Below are 15,652 nucleotides of genomic sequence, written 5' to 3' on the forward strand. Positions count from 1 at the left end.
TATCACCTTCGCAAACAATTATATCCATTACGTGCGCGTAGTAAACTCGAACCCCATCTGGACGCAGAAATGTAATCGAACTCGCTCTAGTATCCTCCCTTCCCTCCATGCTCCATCATGTGTCGCTTAAAGTCAGCAATATCTTTCTGCGTGGCTTGACCGGCATCCTGCAGATCCGGATCAGTCCGAAGCATCCACTTCCTAAACGTGCTCCAAGTTGCCTTGTAATTGTTAATCGTGGAAGTGGTTCTTTTCACTCCCAACGTTTTTGATTTAATATCAATTCGGCCTTCTGATATCTTGCCCGAGATTGTACCCAACGCGGGTTCTGTTCTAAAACTCGTATTAGACCGTATAGAAACTAATTCTACACGGCCCTTCAAAAATCCTATTTTATTGGATAGATTGTCAACAGTCACGTTTCCGCGGACTTATTACGAACCCGGATATAAGATCAATGATTGATATAATGGGCATATAATTGCTCGAAGGTTGTAAAATGTTCGACTTCTCTGCCGACCTTACCATATTCGTCTACATATTCATCCATCATTTCAAGGAACTTCTCTTTCATTACTGGTAAATCACTTGCATCAAAGTACTGCATGAGATCAAATTTCTTGGTTCCTTTTTCCGCAGCCATTTCATCAAGATATCCTTGTACTCCAAAGGCTGAAAGAAAGGCATAGGAGGCATCGTTCGTTTTAACACTGTTCAAGATTTTATTGCGGTAGTTGCACCACAATTCTTCGTAAGTTCCCCTCAGATTATCAAAAGTCGGAGCGGGTTTAACAATGAAGTTATCACACATCTTGCTATGTAACCTCGTAACGCTGTTCAACATATTAAAAGAAGCAATTCGGATCTCTTCAATGGTATGAGCTTCGATGACTGACATGTATAAGGATTCGAGATCATCTGGAACATAGCGATACGAGCGTATTTCTTCTAAATATCGCTTGATTCCTCGTTTGATGCACGTGTTGTTCATGTTGACCAAGGCATTGACCAGATTGTACAGAACGCCGGCAGATGCATGTCTCACTGAACCGATATTATCACCCAGCATCGTATCGCTGTATGCTTGCTTAGCCAGATCGATCCATTTTTTTGCTCGATTAAGACACGCTTCTCCTATCGGCTCCGCAAGCGCATCAAGAGCTTTTTGCTTAAAGTCGTTCAATTTCTCCAAATCCTCAGGCTTTGCATAATAGAGAATTTTAAGCTCGGTTAGGCTTGATACGTTGGGACTCTCTAAGATGGATTGTGCGTGTATTCTTGTATCCCATGGTGTGCAATAGATGTCATAGCCAACGTCATCTAAGATGAAGCAATCGGATATTCCCCATCCCCTTTCTGTATTATTTATGATAATTAAATCAAGATCGCTCTTCTCGTGAAAGTCCCCGGTGCTAAACGAACCAGTAAGCCCAATAATTGCGATATCGTCTCGAAAATCTCTTCTTGCGCGTTCGATCACCATGTTGATCAGCAGTTCATTTTTGTCCAGCAGCTTCTTCTTTATGATTTCGTTCATTCATTACACCCCTTTATATGAGCCGGCCGTCCTTCATTACAACAACCTTTAACTAGAGTCTATCGATTTAGAGGTGCGGTTGCTATGTATAAGTTGATTTAATTCATCTTTGCACAAAATCCGCTAAGCCGACGATCTGACGATTTAGCGGATTTCATTAGTTCTTTTTATAAATAATTTTAAATCAATTGTTCCCGCGTCTACTACTGCAGCTGCCCCTCGATTAATTGAAGAACGCGATACAAGAACGTCGCCGCTTCAGCCCTGCTGGTCGTACTCTTCGGCTTCATATAGCCGTTAGAACCCGTAACCAGCCCATACTCGAACATCGTTACCACGCTGTCCGCAGCATATGGCGCAATCTGGCTCGCATCACGGAAGCCCTCAAGTGTTGAACCTGATGCGGACGGCTTTATTGCCCCCGTCGTTTGCAGCGCTCGGGTCAGCATAACCATAGCATCCTGGCGACTGATTGAATCACGAGGAGCGAAGTTAACTTCGTTCACCCCCGAAGCGATTCCCAATTGCTTGGCGATGGACACCGCATCGTAGTAATAATCATTCGGCTTCACATCGGCGAACGTCGAGGCGATTTCGGCATGCAGGTCAAGCATGTTTGCCAGCATCAAGATAAAATCAGCTCGCGTTACCTGATTTGCGGGGCTGAAAGTGCCCTTATCAATCGAGGTGCCTTTGACGATGCCTCTTTCGGCCAGCTTCTCGATCGCCTCGCGCGCCCATTCATGCTTGCCAAGGTCGGTAAATGCAGCCGGATTCTTCCCGCCGATAGCATAGACGCCGACATGGTCGATGGAGAATCGCAGCATATCCTTATCTTTGTCATAAGACGCGCCATTAATTGCCGCCGCGCTATCGCCCATCAGCTCGAAAGCTTGCAGATCAACAGCTTGCTCTCCCGCTTGAAGCGAATACGGAATGGCAATCGAAATCGGTGCCTTCGCATTTTTCCAAGACAGAGACTCACCGTCCAGTTGCAATGCAACTTCTACGATTGGCCTGTTGCCGATCCGCCCGGCCGCTTCGTTACTGCGATACTCGCCCGCATAATCGCTTACGATTACGAGCAGCTTTCCAGCATTCTCCTTGACTCCTGCCAGCATGTCACCAGTCAAAACAAGCTGAGCGTACGGCGTGGAGATATGCAGAATCAGATTAGACTGGTTCGTCAGATTAGCCGCCGGAAGCTCCAAAGCATAGCTCCCAGCCGCGTTCGACGACTTCAATTCAACATGAACATGTTTATTACCTTTGCTGTCGGCCACTGCCCTCTGAATGGCGGCATTCAGATCCGACGCCCCGACCGCAGCGGCAGCCTGCTGGCCGTTCATCGTCGGGACAAGCACGGCTTTGACTGAACCGTCCGATTGCAACGTATACGGATCTTGCGCCTGACCGCCTCCACCACTGCTGCCTCCACCGCTGCCACCACTGCTGCCTCCACCGCCGCCTCCATTGCCTCCACCACTCGTAGGCGGCTTGCGGTATTCGAAGGTTACCAGCTCGGGAATCGTCATGTCATCCGTTTCAAGCTCGACCGTATACTTCCCTTGCTCTTCTCCGGTCAACGTAAAGGTGATGCGGAAGCTTCCGTCATCCTCAGTGCCCGTCTGACCGGTATATTGAATGTTGCCTTTTGGGTCAAGCACTTTCACATACAAACGTTCTTTCTTGCCGTTCATGACCAGACCGTCAATCGTGACTTTCTTCGTGGAAGCGTCCACAGCGGCTTGTATGCCGTCCAACGTCTTTAGCTCTTGCTTCGGGGCAAGATCGTACACGCCGAATTCATAGAAGGAATAACCGTAAAACGTTGCCCGATTCAATCCCTCAAACTTGATGTATCTTGCCGTCGTTGCCGGGAATACCAGGGTGTTCTTGCCGTCGGCAGCTTTAACCACGCCATTGTTGCCGACTTTCAAGGGCTCCCACGTCTGCTTATCATCCGAGACGCTCAGACGGTATTGGTCCGCGCGCGCATATTCCCAATCGATGCGGATCGTATCGAAGGTTTGCTGGCTATCCAGATCAACCTGGAACCAAGCCGTATCGCGCACTTCGCTCGCCCAACGCGTGGCCGGTGCGCCGTCCAACGCCTTCGCAGGCTCCAGACCTGCGGCCTCCGTCGAGGATGCCTCTGCTTCTTTATCTTGTGCGATGCTGCCAGCCTCATAATACACACCTTCCTTCAGCGCCGTATAAGCGCCCTCCGTTACAAACTCAAGGCCTTTAGCTTCTTCCAGCTTCGCATTGAATGCCAGCAAATAGTCCCTGGCTTGCTCAGGGTCGCTCTCTTGCGTACGCTCCATCATGATCAAGGCGTTGCGCATAGCGCGTACCGTATCGGCATTGCTAAGCTGCTTGTTGTCCGCGTACTTATCAACAAGAGCCAATAGGCCTTCAGCGCCCAAACGAGCTTCTATTACGAATTTAACCGTCTTGGATTTGGCAGCCGCCACCGTCAGCTCCAGCACATGCTTACCCGGCTTACCCGTCAGATCTACAACAGTTCCTTCCGTATAAGGCTTGCCGTCATACTTGGCCGTAACTTTAACAATCCCGCTCCCGTCATCTCCCGGAATGGTCCAGGTGAAGGCGGCCTGTGTCGTATCAGGCACGATCGTATGCTCCGAGATCGGCTGTCCGTTCATGAGCGCTACAACATCGGGCGGAGCAGCGTCTTGCTTCTGATAAGTGCCTTTAGAGAATTGGTATAGCCAATCGTAAAGCACGCGGGTAGCAGGGTCTGTGCTTTTCGCCGCGTTGTATACAGCGTTGTTGCCTTGATAGTAAGCTTTATATCCATGCTGCATCAGACCGGTATCCACGCCGCTGTTCAAGTACTCGATGAACCGCTCGCGGAAGACGGCGTCGTTGATCATCCGGTCGTCGAATTCCAGCTCCAGCGACATGCCGTACCGCTTCGCCATATCCGCTGTATCCTCCAGACGCGAAGGGTCCAGTTTCTCGAAGAAATAGTTCGGCTGCAGAGATACGGCATCAATGCCGACATCCTTCCACATGAATGCCTTATAGGCCATAAAATGAGGAATCCAGAACAGCTTCAGGCCTGCGTTATGAACGATGTCGCTCGCTCTCTTGACCATCTCCGGCCCGGTCGCATGCGTGCTGATTTGTTCCTCCAGCCAATACATGCCGACGAGCTCCAGGTTCGAGTAGCCCGCAGCCGTCCATCTGGCTTGCACTTCATTGACCCACCACTGAATCGCTTTGGCCCTGTTATCCAGCGATGCGGCATCGCCGACCGCACCTACATCGAAGTTCAGGTCCTCGTCGTCAATGCTGCCGAAGTCGGACTGATACTCGCCCGGTTCTGGAATCATCAGAACAACCTTCGTTTTATGGTCGGGCTCGCCAAGCTTCACGCCTGCCTCGACCGTCGCCTCGTTCAACGCGCTCATATCGCCGCCAGCGTTAAACGTTTTATCCAAATACCATTCCCATTCCTGTTTTCTGGCTTTGCCAGCCGCTTCTGTAGCTCCGAAGCCTCTGCCGTTATCCGATGTCAAGCCCAGATACAGCACGCCGTCGAACAGCCAATCGACAGGCTCTCCCTGCTCGTTCACATAACTGATATTAGGGATAGCCCGTTCCTTCGTCCAATTTCCTGTGCCGTCCGCGTAGTGTCCGTTATACAGCAAGCCCAGGTTTTGAATCCCGCCAGTAGCATCTCCAGGCTGCAGGAGGGCGTAAGGCTCAGGCTGTACCGGCTGCGCTCCGGCGATCAAGCCATCCGCACCAGTAATCGTCACCTCGTCAATCATGCTCCATGCCCTCGGATGCATGGAGAACACTACTTTCACATACCGAGCGTATACGAGTCCTTCGGTATAATCGCCACGCTTGACAGCTCCCGTTTCAGGGCTGCCGTCCCATGCAAATGTCTCGATGTTGGTCTGGTCGCCCCATAACAACTGAGTTGCATTATGAGATAATACACCCCAGCTCACCCCATCGTCCGACGCGTAGAACGAAACGGTGAGCGGCACAAGCGTTTCGTTGTTCGGCCAATCGTGCAGGAAACGCGCGCTCACCTCCTGAACCGTCTTTTGCTCGCCTAGATCAAACACAACCGAACGGGATTTCTTGTTGCGGTGGCCCACCCAGTTGCCGCTGTCACGCGAGGGGTCGGCGGCATTGCCGTCCGTCAGCTTCGTCCCGTCATCCGGGAAAGCGCCCTCCGGCTGTTCCGACCATGTGTACGTTTTCCCTTGGGCCAGATTATAGAAGTCGGTGCTTTCTCTGCCCGCCTCCTCCGCATTCACAGACGATATTAACGATAACAGCATGACTGGGACAAGCAGCAAAGCAGTCAAACTTCGTCTAGTTTTCACCTAATCTCACGCTCTCTTTCTATGTATAATTAGTTCTGCTCCTGTTCCTTCAACTCCGCAAGAGCATCAAGCATATTCAGAATAACGGTCACTGCTTCAGCTCTCGTCGCCGAAGCGGCCGGCGCGAACCGGTTGTCCCCGCGACCGTTCATCACTCCCGCCTCCTGGGCTGCTGCCACATACGGCTTCGCCCAAGCCGGGATTTGATCCGCGTCCGTGTAAGAGAGCTCATGCCCTTCCGCAGTCTTCAGACCCAAGCCGCGAACAATCATTGCTGCCAGTTCTGCTCGACTAATCGAAACCTTCGGTCGGAATGTCCCATCCGCATAGCCGCTGATCAGGCCGGATGCCAAGGCTTGTGCAATATAAGGCTTCGCCCAGGTTTGAATCGAACCTGCGTCCGCGAAGTCCAGCGAACTGTTCGCACCTTGCAGCTTCAACGCTTTGACCAGCATGACGACGAATTCGTCTCTGCTGACCGTCTTATTCGGCTTGAACGTCTTGTCGGTGTAGCCCGCTACGAATCCAAGCTCAACCGCCCGTTTGATGGACGCTTCTGCCCAATGGCTCGCAATATCGTTCAGCCGAACCGTTGTCGATCCGCCGGACTCCCCGCCGTTGCCGCTGCCGTTCTCATTGCCATTGCCTGGATCTTCACCTCCCGGATTCGAACCGCCGTTTTGGCCTTCTTCCGGATCAGGAGTTACTGGAGTCGGAACCCATCCTCCGCCGCCGGAGCCAGGCAGCGCTTTGATTTTGATCTTGAACGTTTTCTCCGCGGATGCAGCTCCCTTGCTGATCGTCGCGGTCAGTACGACCTCCATGTCGCCTGACCCGCTTGACGGACGTTTCAACAACTGTCCATTCGCATTCAGGTAGTCGGGTTTTGAGCTGCTCCAGACGATGCGCGTACCGAGCTGCCCTTTCTGCGGGAGGTAAAGGTTGGATGCGATACTTCCGTTTACATTAAGCTCGATCAGACCCATTACGTCTTCGATCGTTAGACGATCACGCGCAACGCTCAGCCCTGCATACGCCTGTTCGGCCTCAGGACGAGATAGCTGGGCGGTTTGAATAGCCGCAGTCGCTTGCCCAATCGCTTGCTGAAGCTGTGCCCAGCCCTCAGGAGAGTAATTGTCCTCCACAAGCTTGTCGGCCTCGATAGCCGTCAACAGGTCGATAATCGGCCGTAGATTGCCAAGTTTATATTCCTCGCCATACACTTCAAATTCCTCAAAGGAATAGCCGAACATAGTAGCTCTGGACACGCCTTCGAACTTCACGTATCTGGCTGGCGTGCTCTGGAAGGTAGTCACGACTCGTCCCGGCTTTCCGTTAATCTCCCCGTTGTTGTCTTTCACAACGTTCGTCCAGTTCTCCTTGTCCTCGGACACGAGAATGCGGTACTTCGAACCATAAGCTGTTTGCCACAAAATAGATACAGCATCAATGTTCTTCACTTCACCTAGATCCACCATGAACCAGGTATCGTCCACCCAATCACTGGACCATCTGGTATCCCCTCTGCCGTCCACCGCTTTATCCGCCGTGTAGGACGAGGATTCCGGTTGCGAGGATTCAGCTTGCTTATGCAAAGCCAGATTTCCATGCAGGTCCAAGTAGGTGTTCCTTACGATGAGTTCGTCAATCAAGCCTTTAAAAGCATTCGTTTCGCTGCCGATTTTGGCTACCGGCAGAACGAATGTTTCCAGCTTGGAGCCGTCTTTGAGAGTAGCCTTATATTCACTGCCGTTAATGAAGATGGAGGTCCCCGTGTCGTCGCCGATCATCATGACATGGGTCCAGCGATCGGTCGGCAGCTTATAATTGAATTCACTGACGTAATTTTCTTTTGTGATGGCGATTTTGCCGCTGCCCCCAATGTTGTATTTCAGCTGTCCGTCCGGAGATTCCAGCAGCACAACTCCTTGCGGGTTGTCGGCGTCCGGTTTGATCCACATGGACATCGTCCAGCCGAAACCAAGCGTGCGAAGCGGCGTTTCCACGTAGCTGGCCCCGCCGTTTAGCCTCACGGCTTGACCTAAGATTCCCTTCTCTGTGCCTGCGTTCACCGCGTTGCCGTCAAAGCCGTTCCCCGAACGGTCCGCGAAGCCTTCGTCGAAGGTATAATCCAGCACGAGATGCCGCTCATTGTCGATTTGAAGCTTGTGTGACTGATGAACACCCGGCGGGTCCACGTACCTTGCGGCATCCGCCTGGAAGCTTGCGAAGTTCCGATCGATGCGGTTGCCTCTCCACAGCTTTTCCGCCAGCACTTGCATGGAAGGCAAGATCCGCTGATGCGAGTCCGCCATGGATACGCCTTTCTCTACGGACACATCGTTCCAGAGCGCGAACATGCCGCCTTTGACCTGCGGATGCGCATAAGGAAGCTTCGTCTCCAGCCAATCGTTAGGCTCCCACTCGTTGTAAATAAAATCGTAGTTCAAATAGCTGCGGTACAGCTGCGGAACGATGTAGAGCAAATTCGTATTGGTATTGATAATATCGTAGCCGAGCTCCACGGCCTGCTGAGCGCTTCCGTATGGCTCATACCAGATGTCCATCGTCGCATTGTTGATGACCGGCGTCGTGCCGTCGTATGCGGACAGACTGCCCCATAGACGGGCGCGTTTGCCTTTGCTGTTAATGTGGTTAAGGAGCATATCCACGTACCTGCGGAACGCCTCCTTGTCGTCGCCGAAATATTCATCCGTGCCGATGTGCACATCCGGGCCGACGAAGGTCGGATTGCTGCCGTCGAGATACTCGTCAAAGAGTGCTTTAATGAAGTCGAGCGTCTCTGGACGATTGATATCCAGCTGATTGTTGCTGCCCAATTGAGAATCGTAGGCGATGAACGCGCCGGAGTGGCCCGGCGTATCAATTTCCGGCACGACGTTTACGCCGTATTCCATCCCAAGCAGCTGCAGGTCTCTGAATTGCTGCTTCGTATAATAGCCGTCCTTGCTCGTCACTCCCGGAAATTTCTCGCTCTCCAGACGGAAGTAACCGACATCGCCCACATCATCGTTCAGGTGAATCTGGAACCGGTTCATCTTATAGTAGGACATCAGCTTGACATAGTCCTGCAAAAACTCGATCGTATAAAACTTGCGGCCCACATCGAGCATAAAGCCCCGATCTGGGTATTTCGGATAATCGCGCGATTGCCCCTTAGGCATCGCCTTATGATCGGCAGCGTGGCCGAGCAGCTGCAAGATCGTTCTCGTGCCGAACATGACTCCCGTCTGCTCGGACGCAGCAACAGAAGCATACTCGCCGATATTCAGCTCATATCCCTCTTTCCCCAATCCCGCTTGCGCGGCATCCAGCATCAAATAGATATCTCCCTCTTGAGGAGAACCAACCTCAACTGTCAGTGACAACTTCGTTAAATCCAATAAGTCCTGCTGCAAAATGTCAGCCGTTCCCCGCAGAGCCGCTTCATCATCTGCATGAATGACGATTTTGGATTTGTCCGACAAGCGGAACTCGCCGGTTGCGCCCAGCCACTCACGCAAAGAAGGAATGACGCGCGGCTCCGGGTTCCGATCACTCGTCTGCTCGTAGAGACCGGGTACGGTGACTAGCGCATTATCCGTTAAGAGATATGTCGGATCGCTGTCGCTCTGGATTTGCAGCAGCAGCTGAACCTGAGTATCGACAAGCGGCGCATGAATATTGCCCTGCACGTCGATCACCGGCAAGCTGTCCGTGTTCACCAGCGTCAGCGTATAACCTTCCGGTACAGCGGGCAGATTCAGCAGGGTATCCCCTTCGGAGACGACGATGCTGTTTTTCACCGCGTCCATTATTGGCTGCAGTTGCGGTCTGCCTTTGTATACCTCGAATTCCCAGAAGGAGTATCCGTAATAAACGCCCTCAATAGGACGTCGCGTCTCCCCTTGAAACTTGACGTATTGCGCCACTGTCGACTCGAAATCGATCGTATCTTCACCCGGCCCGGACGCGATGAGCACGCGGTTGTCCGCGAATACGTTCTGCCAGGATACCGCATCGTCGGATACGAGAATTTGATATTGCTCCGCCGGAGTCTGCCAGTTGATGATTACTCTTCCGATTTCTACAGGCTCGCCCAGATCAACGTAAAACCACTGATCGTCCGTTCTTTCCGAAGACCAGCGGCTTGCATTTTCGGTGCCCCCATCGACCGCTTTCTCAGGTCCGAAAAAATCCACTTCGTTCGACGACGAATAAGCCGTCTTCCCTAGAGCCATATTCCCTGTTGCGGCATTGGACATCTCCGAAGGGGTGGTCACCATTATGAAAGCGCTAACAAAAATAACTAAAAAAATAACCCTCTGCCGTAAACCCACGAATTTCCCTCCCATTGTAATTTGAATTACCACAAGCAACCCGCATGACCTTCCATGCTATTTGCTGCGGCAACTTCATTATAAGTAGAGGGCAATGAAGCATCGATATACATGTGTTTACATTCCATATACAAATGTGGACATTTGACCTTCTACGGTGAATCAAGGCTAAGCATGCCAGCATTTCGATCATATCTGGTGTCACTATCAAGGCGCTTTCCACTAAACTCGGACACAGTACTATTCGAGTCTCGTTAGATAGAAGTGGCTTTTCTTCATGTTATGGAATATCGAATCCTTCTATTGGTTCCGTCAGTTTGAAATATTCCTTTATATAATTCGGGTTTAAGACGCATAAAGAAACGCATTAGAGCAGCTTGTTCGATTCAATAATTCGCCCTGACCGCCTTTCAGCGGAGTAATCGGAGCAGAACAAATTGAACCGCCCTGCCTTCGACAGAGGACAGGGCGGTTGCTTTGCTTTAAGGAAACATAAAGGTCTGAACGGAGCATGCTCGCTTCAAAAAGTCCCAACGCCGCCAAAAAATATCTTAGTGTGACCAAATGTGTGGCTACGACTAAAAAAATCAAACGTGAGGACACAAGCCTAAAATGTTACGAACGCAAAAACCGAAACGTACAGAGAGAAACAAAAAAAAACTTTTTACGTAAGGGTTTATCGGCATTTTGGTGGAGCCTAGGGGGATCGAACCCCTGACCTCATCGCTGCCAGCGATAGAACTGCTTTCCGATGAGATCCGATTAAAACTGCTGAAGCCTTTCCCTGTTAGGTTTTCACAGTTATCTTAAAGGTCTTATCAGATGCAACGACATAATAAGTCGGATTAGAATTGTGTCTCATGGCATATAGACAGCTTGATATGCACTTCAAATAGTTTTTTCTCCAAAATCAATTAACGGATTGTAAAGTCAGATGCGACAACTCCTCTGAAAGGGATTCGTATGCCTTTTCAACTTTTACGATCCTCTAACCATGTCTTGCTGCGACCAAAATGGTTTCATCCGATACATTTTCTTTATGCATCGCTACACCCTGCGAAATAGCGCGGTCTGCTTAACGCCACATAAGCCAGATTTAATGTATCTTTCACAAGCGATTCTTCAATCAATTCAGATTGGTGAGTAATCCTGCCCGTTACCTTAATGAAATTGCATGGAAACATAGTTAGACGCTTATCTAATCGGTAATCGGCTCGACTTTCAATGGGACTTTGTTCTTGTCCCCCGACAATATATAACTGATTGAAACAAGGCTGCCGTTTTGCGAACGGCAGTCTTGTGTGTTGTTCATGTGGATTGGATCGGATCTAGATGACAATGTTTCTGGAGTGTGTGGTCCGTAGTTTAATTTTTAACTGAATCCCAAGCATTTTTAAAATCATAAATAGTTTGATATCGTTGTTCTCTATCTTTCCTAACTGCTCGTAAAGCGACTTCGTAAAGTGATCTGTTTGCTTCCCATTTTGAAAATGAATGATCCATTTCGCCACCAAGTAATCCAAAAGCGATAGCTCCCATCGTGAAAACATTCGTTCTTGCATCAATAGGCGCACCTAATATAAACTCTTCAGGAGATTTCGAACGTCTTGCTCCCCAAAAGCTCTCTCCCATGTCATTTACAGAAGGTGCCAACCTGTAGAAGTCGATGTCACAGATCCTGGTTAAATCCTTTGAAAAATCATACAGAATACTACCATCATAGAAGTCAACCGCAATGTAGCCTTTGGACTCCACATATTTATTGAACTCATATATAGTATCAAGTGACTGCAACCTTTTCTCTATGGATAACTGTTTGAACCTGTAGAAAGGCGATTCAGGATGACTATGTTTTGGTTGAACGGCAAACAACCAATGTGAATGCAGGCATTCGCCATTAATCCATTCAAATATAGCAGCATACCCATCTTTCGTTTCAAAATGATCAATAAGACTAATGAGATTTGGATGTCCTAAGGTCTTGTACAACGGAACGGCAACCTTTAACCTAGAAATTGCATCTCTAGGGTTTCCGGAAAACTCCATTGGTCTACAACCCGCGTATTTAACAAATAGCTTTTTATCGTTCTTTTCGATTCCGAAACTGATGTTACCAGAATCTTGCTGATCAAACACACAAAAAACGGTACCAATAGATTGAAGCCATGTGAAATCGTGCTGATCCTGAAGTTCAAAAGATACATTGTCGATCTTGAACTTAATCGGCTGTTGATTCATATAATCGTCCCCTCAACTTGGGGATTCACGTAGTTTCCAGGGCTATTTATACGTTATCCCCTGATTTTTATTTGCCCTATTATCGATTAAATGTCTTCCCATAAGACATCACTCCTCTCATTTCTAAAAACACAAATATCCAATAAATATGATTTGCAAACCAAGGTTGTGTTCATTCATTTATAAACTTCTCAAATTCATTTCTTAACCAATGCTGATTTTGATATGCGAAACGATTACTGTACCTTTAGATCATGTTATCAAATGGATTATAGCAGCCTCCCTTACAGCTCGCTCTTCAACACACGCTTGCTTTCTTCGGGAATCATGAATGTTTCTGCGTATTCTTTACGGGCTTCAATCCCCCGGACACGGGCAAGATGCTTGTAATATTCAAGGTAAGGGAACGACTTGCTGCCCGTTACGAACCAGTGCTGTGATACAGCCTTCATCCACAGATCGAACGCTTCTTGAGAGAAATCGACATATACATAAGGCTTGTAGTCAACGGCATCCTCCCAATTCTCCGCATAATACAGCGTGGAGGCGAAGAAGGCTGGCAGCTCACGCTCGAAGGAAGGCAGACCTGCATAGAAACGGGCATCGTTCACAATGCGGTGTGTCGTCATATGGTCTTTGTGCATGCTGTTTTTCCAGTGTGTAATAATCACGTTCGGCCGTACTCGGCGGATCACATCACACACAGCCCAGCGGTTATCGTCATCATCCTTCAGCTCACCATCCGGCGTATCCAACACAATGGCTTCCCCGTTCAGCATGTCTGCAAAAGCCTTGGCTTCCCTTACCTTCTGCTCCCGGTATTCTGCCATATCCTGCCCGGCAGGGACACCGCGCTCACCAGCCGTCAGGGCAAGCGTTACGATATGATCTCCCTTTAAGGAATGGTGGGCTAGCACACCTCCTGCTGTTAGCTCCGCATCGCCGACATGCCCGCCAATGGCGAGAATCGTTAATTTCTGATCGCTCATAGTGATAACTCCTTTCGCATAACTGCAAAGTATTTGACAGTTCTGAACCCAGCCTTCTCATAGATCCGAAGGGCCGGGTTGTCCTTGCCTGTATATAGTGACATATAGTCCGTGCCAATGTTCTTGAACGCCTCACAAAGCTTGAAGAATAATACACTGCCAAGACCATGACCTTCATGGTCCGGGTGTACGCCGATCCCTGCAAAATATCCTCTTCCGTTGTCCTGACGAATAACGGGTCCGGCGAATCCTGCTGCCTTGTCGTCTCTGACGGCGATCACAACCGGAGTTCCCTGCTCCGTTGAAGCCGTAATCTCCTTTTGCCACAGCGGATTGTCGAAGCCTTGAAGCATTTCGGTTACACCGTGATGCTTTGCTGCGTCAAACAGCTCCACGGCATACCCCTCTGAAGCGGCCTTCTGTTCTTTCGCTATCATCTCATCAAGGTAGGTGAACGCGGACAGATCCAAATACATCGCACATTCGGTAGCCCGTTCTATGTAACCCTGCGCTGCCAGGAACGAATGAAGTCTGCTGCCGATCGGAACGCCCGGTGCATTGTTATGTTCATGCTTCGGCGTATCCGGAATATACCAGGGCAGCATCATCGGATTGAAAAAAAGTACCTCGGATTGCTTCTTTCCCAGTGTCCTGAACCGGTTCTCAATCGCTTTAAGCAGCTCTGAGTAAATCTCGTCACTCTGCAGCTCCTCAGCTATCACAATACAAGTCAGATACCCTGCAACCTGCCCCAGCGGAAGATCATCCCCCGTGCATCCGCAGGCAAAGCCCTTCACCTGGCCGTTATCCATCCAGAGGAAGGTATTCTCTGGATCCAAATAAGGGCTCGATAGAAATATACGGTCCAGGCTTTCAGGTGTAAGCTCCTTATAGCCATCCTTCACCGCTTCCGTATTCCAAAATTCGATAACGGCTTCTGCATAACGATGATCCCAAGTCGTCAGCATACGGCGCGACACCTCCATGCTCAAACAAGAATTTCGATTCATTATAGGCAAGCCGGGTTATCGCTTCTCCTGCTTCCCGGCAGTTCTCAATGCTTTGTTACCGACAGGCTTGAATTCCTCTATATGGTATTTTGCAGACAATCCAGCAGGAAAGTCACCGCAAGCAAAATACGGATATAAGAAGAACCGCTGATGCCGCATGAATGAGGACGGCGGAGTCAAACCTTGCCTTTATGCTGGAGCACATGAAGAAGATAGGCGTTATGTTCCGCGAGGTCTGCAGCCTTGGCTCTTTCCTCATATTCATCGTTCTGTTGCCGGCATTCGGTTCATTCGCTACTTCTTAGCCTTTTACAGCCCCAACGGTAACCCCCTCCAGGAAGTACTTCTGCAGGCTAAAAAATAGAATGAACATCGGAATGGCGGATATCGTTGCTCCGGCCATCATCGGTGCGAAATAGGTTGTGTTGGCGAACCGGAAGTTTTTAAGCCCTACCTGTATGGTCTGCATATCCATCGTATTCGTTACGAGGAAAGGCCAGAAGAAGGTATTCCAACTGTCCATGAAGGTAAGGATTGCCATGACGGCAAGAACGGTTTTGGATAGCGGCAGTATGATTTTGAAATAAATCTGAAACTGGTTGCATCCCTCAATCTTGGCACACTCGAGGACTTCTGAAGGAATGCTTGACATAAACTGCTTCGCCAAAAAGATGTTGTACACCGTAACTAATCCGGGAACAATCATCGCCTCGTAGGTGTTCTGAATCTGGAATGTGTTAACGATCAGGATGTAAAGAGGCACCTGTGTCACCTGATATGGAATCATCATGGAAACGAGCAATACGGAGAACAGGACCGTTCTGCCCTTGAATCTGATTTTGGAGAATGCGTATCCCGCCAGACTCGCAAAGAATACGTTAGACACCATAACTGCGGATGCCACAATCAGCGAGTTGAGAAGCCACTGTACGGAATGTTCACTATAATCGAAGAAGAATTTATAGGAATCCAGCGATATTTTGGTAGGAAACAGTGCATAGTTCATCGCCCCTGCTTCCACCGGATCTCCGAATGACGAAATAAACATGAAGTAAATCGGAAACAGTGTAGCCAGAGCGAAAATAACCAGAATAACCATAACTGCTATATTGCGTGTCTGTCTGCGAACAGGCTTGCCGTTGTGACTGTTGTATAAAGCCATATC

General features: G+C 49.5%; 7 protein-coding genes. All 7 read right to left on the bottom strand.

What is annotated here, in order from left to right; genetic code table 11:
• Positions 1–454: 454 nt before the first annotated feature.
• A complete protein-coding gene (locus MKY48_RS16480; protein WP_339293452.1) occupies positions 455–1,537 on the bottom strand; it encodes a nucleotidyltransferase domain-containing protein in 1,083 nt (360 codons plus the stop codon).
• Between the two features lie 203 nt (positions 1,538–1,740).
• On the bottom strand, positions 1,741–5,910 hold the full coding sequence (locus MKY48_RS16485) for a DUF4855 domain-containing protein (RefSeq protein WP_339293453.1): 4,170 nt from the start codon (positions 5,908–5,910) through the stop codon (positions 1,741–1,743).
• 29 nt (positions 5,911–5,939) lie between these two features.
• Complete coding sequence (locus MKY48_RS16490) at positions 5,940–10,250, bottom strand: S-layer homology domain-containing protein (RefSeq protein WP_339293454.1); 4,311 nt, start codon at positions 10,248–10,250, stop codon at positions 5,940–5,942.
• 1,365 nt (positions 10,251–11,615) lie between these two features.
• Positions 11,616–12,488 carry a serine/threonine protein kinase gene (locus tag MKY48_RS16495; protein WP_339293455.1) on the bottom strand — a complete coding sequence of 291 codons (873 nt, stop codon included), beginning with the start codon at positions 12,486–12,488 and terminating at the stop codon, positions 11,616–11,618.
• Positions 12,489–12,772: 284 nt separating this feature from the next.
• Entirely contained in the window at positions 12,773–13,477 is a 705-nt protein-coding gene (locus MKY48_RS16500) for a PIG-L family deacetylase (RefSeq protein WP_076323546.1), read from the bottom strand.
• Positions 13,474–14,445 (bottom strand): GNAT family N-acetyltransferase, encoded by a 972-nt coding sequence (locus MKY48_RS16505; RefSeq protein WP_339293456.1) that lies wholly within the window; start codon positions 14,443–14,445, stop codon positions 13,474–13,476. Before MKY48_RS16505 ends, MKY48_RS16500 begins: the two co-directional genes overlap by 4 nt.
• Before the next feature lie 343 nt (positions 14,446–14,788).
• Positions 14,789–15,649, bottom strand: coding sequence for a carbohydrate ABC transporter permease (locus MKY48_RS16510; protein WP_076323548.1), 861 nt, complete (start codon positions 15,647–15,649; stop codon positions 14,789–14,791).
• Between the last annotated feature and the right edge of the window lie 3 nt (positions 15,650–15,652).

Origin of the sequence: Paenibacillus sp. FSL W8-0187 (assembly GCF_037969755.1) — a bacterium.
Taxonomy (GTDB): Bacteria; Bacillota; Bacilli; order Paenibacillales; family Paenibacillaceae; genus Paenibacillus_AQ.